This is a genomic window from Georgenia yuyongxinii (assembly GCF_006352065.1).
GTDB classification, from domain to species: Bacteria; Actinomycetota; Actinomycetes; order Actinomycetales; family Actinomycetaceae; genus Georgenia; species Georgenia yuyongxinii.
Genome location: NZ_CP040915.1, coordinates 2,486,711 through 2,502,726, shown reverse-complemented (window position 1 = coordinate 2,502,726; position 16,016 = coordinate 2,486,711). Strand labels below are relative to the sequence as shown.

The following is a 16,016-nucleotide window of genomic DNA, read 5'->3' as shown; positions in this document are numbered from 1 at the left end:
TGCGGTGCTCTCTGCGCGGCTGGCGCCTACGGAAGGTGAACGGTGGCCTCGATCTCGATCAGCAGACCGTCGACCGCTAGTCCGGTGACTCCGACGATGGTCTGCGCAGGGTGCTGGCTGGAGCCCTGGACAGCTTCGATGGCGCTCGTGATGACTTCGTACTCCGTGGGCCTCAGGGTGTAGATCGTGCGACGGACGACGTCGTCCCATGTCGCTCCGATCGCGTCGAGCGCCAGCTTCACGTTTTGCATGGCCGCTCTCGTCTGCGCAGCGAGGTCATCGCCTCCCACGACGCTGAAGTCCGGCGCCAGTGCGACCTGCCCCGCGATGTAGGCGATCCGCCCCGGTTCGGCGATTGAGACGTGGCTGAAACCCGGAGCCGGGTGAATCGCTGGTGGATTGATCAGTTCGCGAGTTGAGGCTGACATGGCGGCAATCTCCGATCGTCGTCGACGGTTTCGGTGAACATAGGGGGGGTGTGCTCATATGTCAACTATCACATTCCGGCCCCCAAAGGTCAGACTATTTCGGAAAGTGTGACGCCACAGTCCGTAAATGGCGTACCTGATTCTTTCGAGAGCCGCGCACGGATGCTCTAGCGTGGATCGATCAGCCGCGGTCGTGTGTGAGGGGGTGCGCGACCTCGTCGGGAACGCATGCACGGAACGGCGCCAGAACCGGGAGGGTCACGCTGCGGTGCACGCCCCCGGAAAGATGGCGGGCCGACGTGGCGCACCTTTCGGCATCCGCTAGACGCCAGCGCTATAAAGCGAACGGGTGACTACGCGGTCGCGCATGACTAGTTGCGCCGAAAGATCGAAATCGCGCGCGGGGCGGAATCTCCGCACGGGACCCGCTCGCCTATTGCACCATGCATCATCGAGCGGTCCCGCAGCCGGGCGAATCTATCGACCGTTAATAGATTGGGAAGTGTACTGGCGAAACCTGTTCTGACGATGGCACTGCGTTCCGCGAGGAGTCGTCGGGTAGCGAGCCTTTCCGGGCTGTCGCCAAGCTCTGGTGCGGCGTCTCGCCGTACGTGCTGCGGTAGAGCTGAGCGAAGCGGCCCAGGTGGACGAAACCGGCACAGTGGGCAGCCTCGGCCACCGTGGCGGCAAGCTCGGCGCCCGCACCGGTAAGGCGGCGGCGGGCCTCGGCCAGCCGGATCCCACGCAGCATCTCGGTCGGCGTGAGACCGAAACGCTCCATGGTGACCGTCTGTAGCTGTCGCACCGACAACCCGATCGAGCGGGCCACGTCCGGCACCGTGACGGCGGCGCCGTGGTACTCCGCCATCCATGCCCGCGCCGCTTCGGCGTGCGAGGTCGACACCCGGGCCGAGCCGTTCTGGAGCATTCCCGTATGGGTGTGGGGGAGGGTCAGCAGCGCTGCCGAGATGAGGGTCTGCTCGAGCGACCGGACCGCAACGTCTGGAAGAGCCGGGCTGCGGAAGAGCGTCTCAGCTACTGACCGGCAGGTGGAATCCAGATAGCCCGGAGGAAGGGGCGAGGGGGCGGTGGACGACCAGCGGAACTCGAGGTCGCCGTCTGGCGGTATGCCGGCGAGCGCTCCAAGGTGATCCCGCACGCGAGCGATGCTCGTGGCGATCACGAGCGCTCCTTCCCACGGATGTGGGGCCATGAGCGTCCTGCGGTCGGGGGTGAGCACGAAGGGGGAGGAGAAGTGCCGCTCCACCGCATTCGTACCCACGCCCATCGGGCCCAGTGGGACCGTCAGGACGAAGCGACCGCCTGTGGGGCCCGCCTCCACCAGCACATCGGCGCCGTACCGGACAAACACGACGTTGGTCTGTGCTGCCTGCGAGGCACTGACGACGCCGTCCAGGTCCCCGCCGCGGAGGGTCACGTCGTGGGGGGTCGCCGCATGCGAGACCGACTCGCGCAACTCGTCCAGCCGGCGGGTCCGCATTTCTGACGACGCGCCCAAGGCGACCGCTGGCTGTCTGATCGACGCGGTCCCACCGCCCTTGACGGGCGGCGCAGAGGTGGGCGGCGCCACCGCGCGCCACTCAGCCGATCGACCGGGAGTCAGAGGGACCACCACCTTCCGTGCGATGTGATCATCCATCACACGCGCGGCCACGTCTACGTTCTGGGCGGCGCAACATGGTGCCGGGGCCGGGGATGCAGCCACCGGCCGCATCCCGGCCCCGGCGCACGTCTCGCACGTCAGCCGAGCGGTCATCGTGCGGTGAGCAGTGCACGAGGCACCGCGTCAGTTGACGATGCTCCGCTCCTTCTCGGCCCCCGGCGTGCTGGGCTGCTCTTCGGCCCGTGGTGACCTGTGCCGATCCTCGGCCACGGGCCCAGCTGCCTGATCTGCTAGCTGTGCCGCACTCGGCTGCTCCGTGGCGCGCGGCAGGCTCGGCTCGCCGAGGTCGCGCCGCGCGCTCTGCTGCCTCGCGAGGAGCTGCTCGGTGATCCGGCAGTAGTCGCGGGGGTTCGCCGGCAACAGCCATTCTCGGACTCGTTGGGCTCGCGGGATGATGATCCCGATTTCCGCGAGCATCTCGTCGACGTTGTGCATCGAGAACGGGATGAGGTTCGTCCCGCGGGCGTGGTGACCCTCCGTGCGTTCCTCCATCCACCGCAGCCGCTGCTGTACCTGGCGGCGGCGCTCCGCCACGGGGGGCAGGTTGCTCCCGTCCATGAGGTAGTCGGCGATCCACAGCGCCGCCACCTCGGCGGACAGCGGCGAGTAGAACGAGGAGTTGTAGCCGCAGAAGGCGAGACCGGGCACGTCGTGCGGGAGCACGAAGCGGTACAGCTCGAAGTTGCCCCGCTCGTCGGTGAGACGGTCCTGGATCTCGGGGCTGAGGAACGGCACCCCCTGGCGCCACCCCGTGGCCGCGATCACGACGTCGGCGCGTCGCGTAGACCCGTCTGCGAGCTCGGCCATGGGCAGCCCGCCCTGCTCGAACAGGCGCACGATCTGGCTGTCCCGGACGACGTCGATCTCGCCGGAGGCGGCCTTCTTGAAGAACGAGTCACTGGTGAGGCTGACGGTGCTGCGCGCGATGCGCTCGAAGCCGCCGACCGGGACGAGGCCGCTCCGCGTGAGCCGCAGCTGCTTGGTGGCAACGGCCTGGAGCCCGCTCAGCATGCCGTCACGGACGGCCTTGCCCTTGCCGTGCAGGAAGGCTTCGACGCCCTTCGTCTGCTGGTACTCGAAGAGGGCCTCGCCCAGGCGGGTGAGCATGAGGTACTTGTAGTTGAGCACGCCCAGGAGCTTCTTGGGCATCTTCCAGATCAGCTGTCGCGCGACGACGGACGTGGTGGCGGCCGATCCGCTGATGGCGGTGGCGATGTCGCACGCGGACTTCCCGTACCCGACGACAACGACGTGCTTGCCCTCGACCTGGGCGAGATCTCGGACGTCCGACGGCGTGCACACCCTTCCACCGGCGGCTTCGAACTCGTCCCGCCCCGGGTAGGACGGTGTGAAGGCGTCGGAGAAGATGCCGTTGGCGACGACGACGAAGTCCGCGCTCTCGTGGACCTCGCCGGCCGGGCCGCGGGTGCGGATCGTCCACCGTGGACCGCTCTCGTCGAGGTCCGCGCCGATCACCTCGGTGCTCAGGCGGGTCCTGTCCAGGAGCGCGAACTTGCGGGCGTAGGCCTCCAGGTACTGCTGGACCTGCTCCCCGCTCGGCCACTCGGGGAAGTGCTTGGGCATGGGCAGGTCCGGCAGCGCGTACGTGCCCTTGTTGTTCTGGGTGGAGAGGCCCGGATAGCGACGCGTCGAGCTCCACACACCTCCGACGTCGGGTGCCTTCTCGTAGATCGTGACCTCGTGCCCGAACTGAGTGAGGACCTTCCCGGCGGCGAGGCCGGCGAAGCCGGCCCCGATGATGGCGATGTGCATGTCAGTGTGCTCCTTCGGTGGCGAGCTGGGGGATGGCGGTGACGCCCTGCTCCGGCCCCATGGCGGAGTACCCGCCGTCCGCCGCCCAGTCGGCGCCCGTGACCACCGACGCAGCGTCCGAGACGAGGAACGCGACGACGCGGCCGACCTCCACGGGATCGCCTACCCGGCCGGTCAGGTGGAACGGCGCCGCCACTCGGTCGGTCCGTGTGCGGTCACCCTGGGAGAGGGAGTCCATGATCTTCGACCAGGTCCACCCGGGGCTGACGGAGTTCACCCGGATGCCGTCGGAGGCAAGATCCATCGCCATCGACCGGGTGACCTGGACCATGGCTGCCTTCGTCGCTGGGTACACCCAGCGCCCGGTCTGGGCGACCTTGCTGGAGATGGAGGTGAAGTTGACGACCGCCCCGTGACCGCTCGAGGCCAGGGCCGGGCGCGCCGCGCGAGTCATCATCACCGCGCTGACCACGTTGACGTCGAAGGCGGTCAACCAGCCCGCCCGGTCGGTGTCGGCGCCGTCATCGAGGTAGATGCAGGCGAGGTTGACCAGGATGTCGATGTTGCCGTGCGTCGAGACGACGTCGTCGACCAGCCGGCCCACCGTGGCGTCGTCCGTGATGTCGGCGACGACCACGTGGACCCGGTCGCCGAGCTGGTCGGCAACCTCTTGGGCGCCGTCGGCGTCGATGTCGACGACAACGACGACGGCGCCCTGCTCGTGGAGCGCCTGGACGACACCGTGACCGACCAGCGTCGCTCCTCCGGTCACGACGGCGACGCGGCCGTCGAGCGAACTTGTCATGTCGGAGTTCCTCCGGTTCCTGCCGCCTCGTCGCGGCCTGCCCCGACCGTAGGGACCCCCGAGGTCGCGTGCTATCCGCTGTGCGCGGCGCGACTATCCACATCACGCGCGGATTTCCGCTCAGAAGTGCATGTTTCGGACGTACGATCAACGATCAGGTCGAGCGACGGGGCGGTCACTCAGGCGGGAGGTGCAGCGCGTGAGCGAGGCTGTCCGCGGACGACTGGAGCTCGCGACCCGGGACGTCGACGTGGCGCGGGTCAGTGTCGGTGAGCTCTTCTGCCCGCATCGCCTGGAGCCGCGTTCCGACGGGCGCGGCGTGGACCTGACGCTGAAGTCGGTGCGCCTGGGCGGGCTCGCGATCGTCGAGCTGGACTACGGCGAGACCGTCGACATCCTCCCCGGCGAGCTGAGCACGTTCTACCTCGTGCAGATCCCCCTGCGTGGCACGGCCCGCATCGAGCAGGGAAGGGACGAGCTCGTCTCCGACCTCTCGACGGCGTCGGTGCTCTCCCCGGTCGACCCCATCCGGATGACGTGGCGGGCCGACAACCCGCAGCTGCTTGTCTACGTCGACCGCGCGCTGCTGGAGTCCGAGCTCACGAGGCTGGTCGGCCGGAGGGCCGGCAGGCCGCTGGTCTTCGACCTGGGGATGCCCACCCGCACCCCGCAGGTACGGAGCTGGCTCAGGGCTGTCCGTTTCCTCTGGGACGAGGCGGGCCATGAGGGCTCGATCCTCGAACAACGGGCCACCGCAGACGCGTTCAGCCGGGCGCTGACCGCCCAGCTCCTCGAGACCCAGCCGCACACGTTCACGGACGCCATCAGGCCGGTGCGACTCGCTCCACCGAGCGTCGCTCGGCGGGCGGTCGACCACATCGAGGCTCACCTCGGTGAACCGCTCGCCGTCGGCGACATCGCCGACGAGGTCGGCACCAGCACCCGGGCGCTCCAGGAGGCGTTCCGCCGCGAGTTCGACACCACCCCGGTGGCGTTCGTGCGGGAGCTGCGGCTGACCCGTGCGCACGAGATGCTCCGGCGTGCCGAACCTGGGACGACCACCGTCACCGAGGTGGCCATGGGCCTGGGGATCACCCACCTCGGGCGCTTCTCGGTGCACTACAACGGCCGCTACGGCGAGTCTCCCTCGGCGACGCTGTGGCGCCGCTAGCGCCGCGCGAGAGAGCGTTCTGGCCGGCCGCGCGAGGCACGAGGACGACGCCGTGCGGTGGACGAGGGGCCATCTGGGCAGTCTCGCCGGAAGGCCACCCGTCCACCGCACCGGGAACCGTGCGTCGTTAGACCGTCAGACCGGCTGGCTCGCGGTCCCAGTCTCGGGCCTGGCGCACGCCCCGGGCCTCCAGCCGGGGGAGCACCTCTTCGGCGAAGTACTCGAGCTCACCGGCGTAGTCGAAGAACGCCAGGGTCATCCCGTCGAACCCCGCCTCGTGGAAGCGCTGGATCTCGTCCGCGACGTCGTCGGGCGTCCCGATGAGCGGGCAGCTGCCGTGCCCGGCGGCGAACCGGGCACGGAACGTGGCGAGCATCTCCGGGGTGAACGACTGGGCGTGCAGCCCCTGGAGCGCCATGAGGTTGTCGACGGCGGACCAGTCGGCCTGCTCATCGGCGTAGTAATGGAGGAAGTCCTCGGCCTCCTTGCGGGTGGGGCGGCACACGACATGCCCAAGGGTGAAGACCCCTGCCTCGCGGCCGTAGTCGGTCCGCGCCTGGGCCTTCATCGAGGCGACGATGTCGCGGCCGTCCTCCGGGCCGCCGACGATCGTGAACCCGAAGTCGGCATTGCGGGCGGCGAACTCCCGGCCCTGCTTGGACGAACCCGCGTTGAGCACGGGCAGGACGCCGTCGTACGGCTTGGGCATGCCCTCGACGTGCCGGAGGTGGAAGAACCTGCCGTCGTGGTCGAACTTGCCTGGCGTGGTCCAGATCTTCCGGATGACGTCCCACCACTCCTGGGCCAGCGCGTAGCGGTCGTCGTGGTCCTGGGGCAGCTCGACGCCGAAGGTGTCGTACTCCGGCTTGTTCCAGCCGGCCACGATGTTGATACCCGCCCGGCCCTGACCGACCTGGTCGACGGTCGCCATCTGCTTGGCGACGACGATCGGGTGGTTGAACGCCGTGTGGATGGTGGAGAACACCGAGAGGTGTTTCGTGTGCGCCAGCAGCGCCCCGGCCCAGACTGTCGGATCGAGCACGCCCTCGTGGAAGTTGGTCTCGCCGCCGTACCCGATCCACCGGGCGATCGGCAGCATGAAGTCGATGCCCGCCTGGTCGGCGATCTTCGCCAGCCGGAGGTTGTCCGCCCAGCTGCCGGACCACCGGTCGGGGGCCTTCGTCACGGCGAGCCCGGACGAGCAGTTCGAGCTGAAGGTGCCGAGCTTGAAGTCGCGGGCTTCCTTGATCGGTCGGGCCATCAGAACCTCCATTGGTTCAACGTGGTGTGCGTGGGTGATCGTCACCCCCGGGTGGCGGGCTGCCTGCGGGGTGCTGGTAGTGGCGCGGATCTGGCGGCGGGTGCGCCGTCCACATCAGGCGTCGCCGTTCGAGTCTGTGACCCCGGTGAGGCCGTCGTCTATCCGCTGCGCGCGCACTTCGATCCATAACGCGCGCACCCAGTCGGAGCCCGATAGGCCGAGAAGGCGCCCGGGGGGAGGACCGCGTTGACATGTGATCACATGGGCTGAAGAATTCGACGGGCCTGTGAACGTCACGGGAAGAACGTCACGGGAAGGGTCCACAGGCCATGACCAGTCCTGCCGAGGACGTCGTTCGCCGTCAGCCGGCAGCGACAGACCCGGTCGTTGGTGAACCGGCTGGTGACAGCGTCACGGGCGGCGACCCGGACAAGCGGCGTGTCGGCAGCGCGGGCGCGGCTCTTTTCGTGGTCAGTCTCCTCGCGGTCGCGGTGAACCTCCGTCCGGCGCTGACCAGCGTCGGGCCGCTCCTGCCGGAGATCCGCAGCGACGATCTCGGTCTGGGCATCAGCGTCACTCAGGCGGGAGTGCTGTCGACGGCGCCGCTGCTGTTCTTCGCCCTGGGCGCCCCGCTCGCCCCTCGGCTCGCCAGGAGGTTCGGCCTCGAGCGCACGATCCTCGCGGTCCTGGTCGTCGTCGCGCTCACTCTGACGGTGCGGCCTTGGGGTGGCATCGCCCTCCTCCTGCTCGGCACAGGTGTCGCGGCAGGGGCCATCGCCGTCGCGAACGTCCTCGTGCCGGCGCTGATCCGCCGGGACCTGCCCCGACGCACCATGCCGATGATGGGCGCCTACTCCGTCACGCTCGCACTGGGGGCCACCCTGGCGGCGGGGATCACCGTGCCCGTCTCCGAGTGGCTGGGTGGCTGGCGCTGGGCACTCGCCTCCTGGGGCCTGCTCGCCGCCGCCGCCCTCGCGCTCTGGGCACCGCGCGGCACGAGCCGCTCGAGGGCGGACCTGGGTACCGCCACCGCTCGGCAGCTGTGGCGGCAGCCTCTGGCCTGGCAGGTCGCGACCTACCTGGGCACGCAGTCGGTCGGCTTCTACTGCATGGTGGCCTGGCTCCCGACCATCGCACGCGAGTCCGGCATGACGGCCACGGAGTCGGGTCTGTTGCTCTCGACCTCCATCCTTGTCGGTGCGGCGTCCGGGCTCCTGGTCCCTGTTCTGAGCTCCCGGGCACGCAACCAGCAGGTCTCGGCGGCCGGCATGGTCCTGTTCATCCTGGCGGGTCTGTTGGGGCTCGCCCTCGCCCCCGCTGCGGCGCCCTGGCTCTGGGCCGTGCTCCTCGGCATCGGCCAAGGGGGGACCTTCCCGCTCGCCCTGTCGCTCATCGTCCTGAGGAGCCGGACGGCGGCCGACGTGCCGGGCCTGTCGGCGATGGCGCACACGGTGGGCTACCTGATGGCCGCGGCCGGGCCACTGGTCATGGCAGCGATCCGTGAGTCGAGCGGATCGTGGACGCCGGCGCTGGTGTTCGTCGTCGGGGTGGCGTCCGGGCAGCTGGTGCTGGGCCTCTTCGCCGGCCGGTCACGGTATGTCGGCGGCGGCGGCACCTGAAGGGTGGCGGCGCCCGGCGGCAACCCAGCCGTGCCCCAGACAGTCGGCCGTGCGCGACAGACAGTCGGCCGTGCGCGACCCGTGAGACGTGCCTAGGCGTGGCGCCGGCGGCTGCCGGGTCAGTTCTGCGAGATCGCCGCCTGCATGCGCGTCATCGCGCCCTGGAGGTGCTCGCGCATGGCCAGCTCGGCGGCTACAGCGTCAGAGGCGCGATAGGCCTTCAGAATGTGCATGTGCTCGGCGTGGCTGCGGTGGGGGTCGGAGTCACCGCGGTGGGCGCTGAAACGGTAGCGCTCACTGTTCTGCCAGACCGGCTCGATCGCGCGCACCAGCCAGCGCGAGCCGGAGCCACGGTAGAGGCTGAAGTGGAAGTCGGTGTGCGCGCGGCGGGCGTCCTCGAGGGCGCCGGCACCCAGGTGCTGCTCATGCCGGTCGAGCGCATCCTCCGCCAGCTGAGCCACGGACTCCTCGCTGCGCTCGGCAGCCAGCGAGACGGCCAGTGGCTCCAGAGTCAGCCTCATCCGGTACGTGTCCTCCAGATCCGCCACGGTCAGGTCGCGGACCCGGGCGCCTCGGTGCGCCGCGATGTCGACGAGGCCGAGCGAGGCGAGCCGCCGCAGGGCCTCGCGCACCGGCATCGCGCTCGTCGAGAACCTCTCGGCCAACGACTGGATCGGCAGCGGTGAGCCGGCCGGGAGCTCGCCGATGAGGATGAGCCGATGGAGCTCCGCGGTCACGCGGTCGGAGAGCGTGTCGTGCATGCCCGCGACACGGTCGGGCGAGAGCTCGTAGCCAATGGTCACGGGTTTCCCCACGGTCGCTGGTTGCCCGCCCGCAAAATCAGGACAAATCGGTGCGCAGGAGCGACGTCGCCCCCTGTCCGCGCCGGGCGGCTGGAGCACAAAGACTGCGGAGAATGTGATCACATGTCAAGTGCTACGCGCGCAGCGACGAACTCGGGACGGCGTCCCCGGACACGAAAGCTCGGTGACTCAGGCCGTGTGGTGGTCGAGCATGGCCTTGCGAATGCGGCCGAGAGCCCCTTCGAGGTGCCGGCGCATCGCGGCCTCGGCCGCGGCCGGGTCGTGTGCCCGGCACGCCTCGAGGATCTCGGTGTGCTCGGCGCGGCTGCGGTCCTTCTCGCCACCCGGGGCCGCGAACCGGTAGCGGTCGCTGTTCTGCCACACCGGCTCGATCGCCCGCTGCAGCCACCGGGAGCCGGCCCCCTGGTAGAGGAGGAAGTGAAACTCGGTGTGCGCCGTCCGGGCGCGGTCGAGGTCGCCGGCGTCCATGGCCGCGTTGTGCTGCTCCAGAGCCGTGGCGGCGCGCTCGAGGTGTTCCTCGTCCACCGCCGCGGCGGCGTAGGAGACCGCCAGCGGCTCCAGCAGGAGGCGGACCCTGTAGGTATCCTCGAGGTCCTCGATCGAGACCTCGGCGACGCGCGCCCCGCGGTGCGGCGCGATCTCCACCAGACCGAGCGCGCCCAGCCGGCGCAGTGCCTCGCGGACCGGCATCGCACTTGTGCCGAACCGGTCCGCGAGGTCCCGGATGGGCAGCGCGGAGCCAGGTTCGATGTCGCCCATGATGATCAGCCGGTGGATCTCAACGGTCACGCGGTCGGCCATCGTCCGGTGCAGCCCGGAGCCGTTCTCGGGCGAGAGCTCGAAGAGATCGTGGTTCGTGGAGGTCATGAGTGCGCCGACTCCCGGGCGGCTGGCGACGACGTCGGGGCCCGGGGGACCGGGATGCGGTGAGTTTACATGCGGCTGTGATCACGTTCTCACTACGTGACCATCGATCGCACGGTAGACACGGGCAGGGGACGCTCACCGCGACGGGGTGTCTCGCCGGCACGGCACGGCCGCCTGCTAGCGAATCTTCCCGCCGCTAAGCCCCCGGACACTCCCGTATCTGATCCTCTTGACATGTGATCACAAATACGGGAAGGTTCCGGTCATTCGAGTCGACGACGACGTTCGAGTCCCCTCGCGGGGTACTCGAGGAAGGTTCCTCCATGATTCTTCCGCCCTTCCGGTATCTCCGGCCACACAGCGTCAGCCACGCCACCGACCTCCTCCGCGAGGTGCCCGGCGCCGCGGTGCTGGCTGGCGGCCAGACCCTCATCAACGCCCTCAAGCTCGACCTCGTCTCGCCCACCGCGCTCGTGGACGTCCATGCGCTGGAAGAACTGCGGGGCGTCGAACGGGCGGGGGACGGGGTGCGGATTGGCGCCGCCACCACCTATGCCGAGCTGGCCAGGGACGCGGTCGTGCGCGAGGTCGTCCCCTCGGTCGCCGAGATGGCGGCCGGCCTCGTCGACCGGCAGGTGCGCAACCGCGGCACCATCGGCGGCAACGTCTCGCTGAACGACCCAACCAACAACTTCCCGCCGCTGCTGTCCGCGCTCGGTGCCTCCTTCGAGGTCATCACCGCGGACGGCGCCGACACCCTCCCGGCGGAGCAGTTCTTCCGCGGGGCGCTCGCCACGGCGGTGACCGGCGGCGGCCTCCTCACGGCCGTCCACGTGCCGGCGTTGCCCGCGGGCACCCGGCTCGTCCACCGGCACATGCAGCTGGCCCGCGACTCCTGGGCGCTGGCCCGGGTGGTGGTGCGCGCCGCCGTCGACGGTGAGTCCTTGACCGAGCCGCGCGTCTACCTCGGCACCGTCCCCGGTTCGCCGGTGCGCCTCACGGCGGTCGAGGCCGCGATCGCCGGGCGCCCCCTCGCCAAGGAGACGATCACGGCGGCCCTCGCCGCGTTCGACACCGAGCCGTTCGAGACCATCTCCGACACCCACGGCAGCGCCCAGTACCGGCGCGCGATGGCCAAGGTGCAGCTGCGCCGCGCCCTCGTCGACGTCATCGAGAAGGAGCAGGCATGAGCCAGCAGACCACCACGGACCTGCTCGCAGGTCCCGACCTCCATCCCATCACCGTCACGGTCGACGGCGAGGAGCACGAGGGCGTCGTGTCCTCGCGCAAGCTGCTCGTGCACTGGCTGCGCGACGACCTCGACCGCCGTGGTCCCAAGATCGGCTGCGACACCGGCAACTGCGGCGCCTGCACCGTCAAGTGGGACGGCAAGCTGGCGAAGTCGTGCATGATCCTGGCCGTCCAGGCCGACGGCTCCGAGGTGGACACCGCCGCGTCCCTCGCCGCCGAGGACGGCACGCTCAACGACCTGCAGCAGAAGTTCAAGGAGCACCACGCCCTCCAGTGCGGTTACTGCACCTCCGGGATGCTGATGACCGCCACCGACTTCCTCGAGTCGGGCGAAGAGGTCAGCAACGAGTCGGTGCGCCGCGCTCTGAAGGGCAACATCTGCCGCTGCACCGGCTACGAGAACATCGTCAACGCCGTCTGCGCCGCCGGCGGGGCCGACGCCCCGCTGCCGCACGGCCGCCACACCGAGACGACAGGGGCGCAGGCATGACCATCACCTCCACGCGCGCGACCGCGAAGCAGAAGTACGAGGGCCAGGCGATCCTGCGCCGCGAGGACGACCGCCTGCTGCGGGCCGAGGGCGAGTTCGCCGACGACACGCCCACCTTCCGCCTCGCCTACGTGCAGTTCGTCCGCTCCCCGTTCGCCCACGCCCGCATCACGAAGATCGACGTCTCCGGGGCCGCCAAGGTCAAGGGATTCGTCGGCACGCTGACGCCCGAGGACGTCGAAGAGCTCAGCGACCCGTTCATCGAGTACCAGGCCGGGCCCGGCGCGGCCGAGGTGGACCGACCCCTGGCCAGCGGCGGCAAGGTCCGCTACGTCGGTGAGCCGGTCGTCGCCGTCGCCGCCGACTCCCGTGAGGCCGCCCGCGACGCCGCGGCCGCCGTCGTCGTCGAGTACGAGCAGCTGCCCGCGGTCGTCGAGGCCCGTGCGGCCATCGCGGACGACGCACCGGTGCTCCACGCAGGCATCGGCGAGAACATCTCCTGGCAGGGCGACTTCGACTTCGGCGACATCGACTTCGCGCTGCAGAACGCGGACCACGTCATCGAGGTCGACGAGCTGCACTTCCACCGCTTCTCCCCGACGCCGCTGGAGACCTTCGTGGTCTCGGTCGACTACGACGCCGGCATGGACGCCTTCACCATCCAGAGCGGCTGCGCCCAGCCGCAGCTGACGCTGCTGATGGTCGCCAAGGCCCTGCGCCACCCCGTGGAGAAGATCCGCTTGCTCAGCAAGGACATCGGCGGCTCGTTCGGTGTCAAGGTCGGCATGTTCATCCCGATGGTGGCCCTGGCGCTGATGGCCCGAAAGTTCCGCCGTCCCGTGCGCTGGACCCAGACGCGGTCCGAGGCCCACATGGAGGGCGGGCACTCCAACGAGCGCACGTTCACCAACATCAAGATGGCGGTGCAGAACGACGGCACCGTCCTCGGCGTGACCTACGACGCCCTGGACGACCACGGCGCCTACACCCGCTACGAGCCCCTGGGCGCCCCGATCTGGTCGCAGGTGGCCAACGCCTGCTACCAGATCAAGCACCTGCGCGTGAACTGGAAGTCCGTCTACACCAACAAGGGCCCGACCCTCCCGGTGCGCGGCTACTCCCGCATGCAGCACCTGTGGGCCATGGAGCGGCTCTTCGACATCGCCGCCACCAAGCTCGGGTTCGACCCGGTGGAGTTCCGGCTGAAGAACTACATCCAGCCCGACCAGTACCCCTACACCACGGTCAACGAGTGCGTGTACGACTCCGGCGACCTGCCCGAGAGCCTGCGCAAGGTGCTCGCGCTCATCGACTACGAGGACGCGAAGGAGCTGCAGGCCGCCGCCGTCGGCACCGGCAAGCGCATCGGCATCGGCATCGGCTCGACGCTGGACTCCGGCACCAACAACTTCGGCCAGTCCCGTTACATCAACCCCAACTCCGGGATGAGCGGCAACACCGAGGCCGGCCTGGTCCGGATGGGTTCGGACGGCTCGGTCTACGTGGTCACCGGCGGCGTCGCCTACGGCCAGGGGCACGAGACGACGATGGCGCAGGTGGTCGCGGACATGCTCGGCCTGCGGCCGGACGACCTCATCACCCACCGCGGCGGCGACTCGCTGCTCGGGACCCAGACCGGCTTCTCCGGCTCCTACGCCTCCCAGTTCGTCGTGACCGGCATCGGCGCCCTCATCGACGCGACCAACAAGCTCATCCGCGAGATCAAGCTCGTGGCCGGCTCCCAGCTGGGCGCCGAGCCCAGCGAGCTCGTGCTCGAGGACGGCATGGTCAAGGTCGTCGGCGACCCGGACCGGCAGATGCCGATCCAGGCCATCGGCTGGCTGGTGCACATGTCGCCCGCAGAGCTGCCTCGCGAGCTCGCCGAGACCGTGACCCTGGTGGGCCGGGGCGTGTACAACGCCCCGTTCAACGTCCCGGACCTGGAGACCAAGAAGGGCAACCTGACCCTGACCTACTCCACGCAGGTCCACGCCGCCGTCGTCGAGATCGACGAGGAGACGGGGCAGATCACGGTGCTGCGCTATGCCATGGTCGACGACTGCGGCAACCCCATCAACCCCATGCTGGTCGAGGGCCAGGTACAGGGAGCCACCGCGCACGGCCTGTCCGCCGCGCTGTTCGAGAACATGCACTACACCCCGGACGGCCAGCTCCTCGGCGCGAACTTCTACGACTACCACGCCGCGACCGCCTACGACATGCCGATCCTGCGCTACGACAACGTCGTCAGCCCCTCGCCGTTCACGCCCACCGGCGCGAAGGGCATGGGGGAGGGCGGCGGTGCCCCGCAGCACACCCTCGGTGCGGCGGTGCAGAACGCCCTGGGCGACACCGGCATCGTCATCGACTCCCACATCCCCTCCGAGGTGGTCCTCGACCTCCTCGCAGGCGCCAACTCCGAGCACGTGAAGGTGATCCGATGAGGCTCGACGGCACGTTCGACACCCCGGCCACCCCGGCCGCCCTGCGACGCCTGGCCACCTCGCCCGAGGTGCTCGCCGCCGTCCCGACGTTCACCGACGTCGAGGCCGGCGACGGCGCGATCAAGGCGGGCTTCCACCCGGTCATCGCGCTCGGCCCGATCCGGTTCGACACCACCATCACCGCCGGCGAGGTCACCGACACCTCCGCCGTGGTGGGGGTGGTCGCCCAGCGCGGCAACAACGCCGTCACCGCGGACATCCAGCTGACCTTCGAGCCCACCGGCGACGGCGCACGCGTCGCCTGGCAGGCGGACGTGCTGGTGGCCGGCCCGGCGGCGAGCGTCGGGCAGCGGGTGGCCGGCGAGATCGCCCACCGCGTCATCGACGAGGTGCTGCGCGCGACCGCACGGGCGGCCGCGACGGCGCCCGTCCCCGCGTGAGCCTGCTGGGCTCCGTCGACGTCCACACCCATCTCGCCCCGGTCCTCGAGGCCGTGGTGGCGGGTGTGGCCGCCGACGGCGGACGGCTTGCCGTGGACGGGCACACCGTCGGGCCAGCGGGGCTCTACGAGCCCGGCGACCTCGAGACCTACCTCGACGACGCCGGTCTGGACTCCGCCGTCGTGTCCGCGCCGCCGCCGTTCTTCCGGCAGCATCTTCCGGCGGAGCAGGCGGCAGTCTGGGGGCACGCGCTCAACGACGGGATGCTGCGGGCGGTGGCCGGGCACACCCGGCTGCTGCCCCTGGCCTACCTGCCGCTCGAGCACCCCGACGTCGCCGCCGCGACGTACGCCGCCGTGCGCGACGACGTCCGCTGGGCGGGTGTGGTCGCGTCCGCCGGGGGGCGATCGCACGCGCTCGACGACGCGGCCCTCGCCCCGTTGTGGCGCATGCTCGACGAGGACGGCCGCACCCTGCTGCTGCACCCCGGCGCCGCCCCGGACGTCCGCCTGACCCGGTACTACCTGGCCAACCTCCTCGGCAACCCGGCCGAGACCGGCGTGGCCACCGCGGAGCTCGTCTTCGGCGGCGTGCTGAGCACCTACCCGCGCGTGCGGGTGATCCTGTCGCACTGCGGCGGCGTGGTGCCGGCCGTCGTGGGGCGCTGGCAGCACGGCTACGACACCGACCGGCCCGGCGTCGCCCGGCTGGAGCTGCCGCCACGCGAGGCCGTCCGCCGCCTCTACGTGGACACCCTCGCCCACGACCCCGCCGTCGTGGACCTCGCAGCCGAGGTCTTCGGCTCCGACCGGCTGCTGCTGGGCAGCGACTGGCCGTTCCCCATGGGTTCGACCGACCCGCTCGCCCTGCTCGCCCACCGTGGCGGCGACGCCCAGCGCCTGGCCGCCGTCGACAACGCGGCCGCCGCCCTCGGCCGCCTCGCCACCCAGACCGCCTGA

The 16,016-nt window shown here is 70.1% G+C and carries 14 protein-coding genes; 7 read left to right on the top strand and 7 right to left on the bottom strand.

Going from position 1 to position 16,016, the window contains the following annotated elements; translation table 11 throughout:
• Window positions 1-26 precede the first annotated feature (26 nt).
• The 4 genes from FE374_RS11380 to FE374_RS11365 all read right to left on the bottom strand — a co-directional run bounded on the left by FE374_RS11380 (window position 27) and on the right by FE374_RS11365 (window position 4,690).
• Complete coding sequence (locus tag FE374_RS11380) at window positions 27-428, bottom strand: RidA family protein (RefSeq protein ID WP_139929157.1); 402 nt, start codon at window positions 426-428, stop codon at window positions 27-29.
• Between the two features lie 487 nt (window positions 429-915).
• Window positions 916-2,103 (bottom strand): AraC family transcriptional regulator, encoded by a 1,188-nt coding sequence (locus FE374_RS11375; RefSeq protein WP_168205669.1) that lies wholly within the window; start codon window positions 2,101-2,103, stop codon window positions 916-918.
• Between the two features lie 132 nt (window positions 2,104-2,235).
• Window positions 2,236-3,885, bottom strand: a complete 1,650-nt coding sequence (locus FE374_RS11370; protein WP_139929153.1) for a flavin-containing monooxygenase — start codon at window positions 3,883-3,885, stop codon at window positions 2,236-2,238.
• A 1-nt stretch (window position 3,886) separates the two neighbouring features.
• Window positions 3,887-4,690: an SDR family oxidoreductase gene (locus FE374_RS11365; protein ID WP_139929151.1), complete on the bottom strand. Its 804-nt coding sequence runs from the start codon at window positions 4,688-4,690 to the stop codon at window positions 3,887-3,889.
• 199 nt (window positions 4,691-4,889) lie between these two features.
• On the opposite strand from FE374_RS11365, the gene FE374_RS11360 reads away from it, so the two are divergent.
• Complete coding sequence (locus FE374_RS11360; RefSeq protein WP_168205668.1) at window positions 4,890-5,861, top strand: AraC family transcriptional regulator; 972 nt, start codon at window positions 4,890-4,892, stop codon at window positions 5,859-5,861.
• Window positions 5,862-5,988: 127 nt separating this feature from the next.
• On the opposite strand, the gene FE374_RS11355 is transcribed toward FE374_RS11360, so the two are convergent.
• On the bottom strand, window positions 5,989-7,122 hold the full coding sequence (locus tag FE374_RS11355; protein WP_139929147.1) for an LLM class flavin-dependent oxidoreductase: 1,134 nt from the start codon (window positions 7,120-7,122) through the stop codon (window positions 5,989-5,991).
• Window positions 7,123-7,451: 329 nt separating this feature from the next.
• On the opposite strand from FE374_RS11355, the gene FE374_RS11350 reads away from it, so the two are divergent.
• The gene (locus FE374_RS11350; protein WP_139929145.1) at window positions 7,452-8,741 is read left to right on the top strand and encodes an MFS transporter; all 1,290 of its coding nucleotides are present in this window, start codon (window positions 7,452-7,454) and stop codon (window positions 8,739-8,741) included.
• A gap of 119 nt (window positions 8,742-8,860) precedes the next feature.
• Here FE374_RS11350 and FE374_RS11345 read toward each other — a convergent pair whose 3' ends face one another.
• Complete coding sequence (locus tag FE374_RS11345) at window positions 8,861-9,667, bottom strand: GntR family transcriptional regulator (RefSeq protein ID WP_223173523.1); 807 nt, start codon at window positions 9,665-9,667, stop codon at window positions 8,861-8,863.
• 66 nt (window positions 9,668-9,733) lie between these two features.
• Entirely contained in the window at window positions 9,734-10,432 is a 699-nt protein-coding gene (locus FE374_RS11340) for a GntR family transcriptional regulator (protein WP_139929143.1), read from the bottom strand.
• A 323-nt stretch (window positions 10,433-10,755) separates the two neighbouring features.
• Between FE374_RS11340 and FE374_RS11335 the strand changes: the two genes are divergently transcribed.
• Genes FE374_RS11335 through FE374_RS11315 form a run of 5 tightly spaced genes read left to right on the top strand, consistent with a single transcriptional unit; the run spans window position 10,756 to window position 16,016 of the window.
• Window positions 10,756-11,622, top strand: coding sequence for an FAD binding domain-containing protein (locus tag FE374_RS11335; RefSeq protein WP_139929141.1), 867 nt, complete (start codon window positions 10,756-10,758; stop codon window positions 11,620-11,622).
• Window positions 11,619-12,173, top strand: a complete 555-nt coding sequence (locus FE374_RS11330) for a (2Fe-2S)-binding protein (RefSeq protein ID WP_139929139.1) — start codon at window positions 11,619-11,621, stop codon at window positions 12,171-12,173. Before FE374_RS11335 ends, FE374_RS11330 begins: the two co-directional genes overlap by 4 nt.
• Window positions 12,170-14,617 (top strand): xanthine dehydrogenase family protein molybdopterin-binding subunit, encoded by a 2,448-nt coding sequence (locus FE374_RS11325; RefSeq protein WP_139929137.1) that lies wholly within the window; start codon window positions 12,170-12,172, stop codon window positions 14,615-14,617. Before FE374_RS11330 ends, FE374_RS11325 begins: the two co-directional genes overlap by 4 nt.
• Window positions 14,614-15,057: a CoxG family protein gene (locus FE374_RS11320; RefSeq protein ID WP_139929135.1), complete on the top strand. Its 444-nt coding sequence runs from the start codon at window positions 14,614-14,616 to the stop codon at window positions 15,055-15,057. Before FE374_RS11325 ends, FE374_RS11320 begins: the two co-directional genes overlap by 4 nt.
• Window positions 15,054-16,016 carry an amidohydrolase family protein gene (locus tag FE374_RS11315; RefSeq protein ID WP_223173522.1) on the top strand — a complete coding sequence of 321 codons (963 nt, stop codon included), beginning with the start codon at window positions 15,054-15,056 and terminating at the stop codon, window positions 16,014-16,016. Before FE374_RS11320 ends, FE374_RS11315 begins: the two co-directional genes overlap by 4 nt.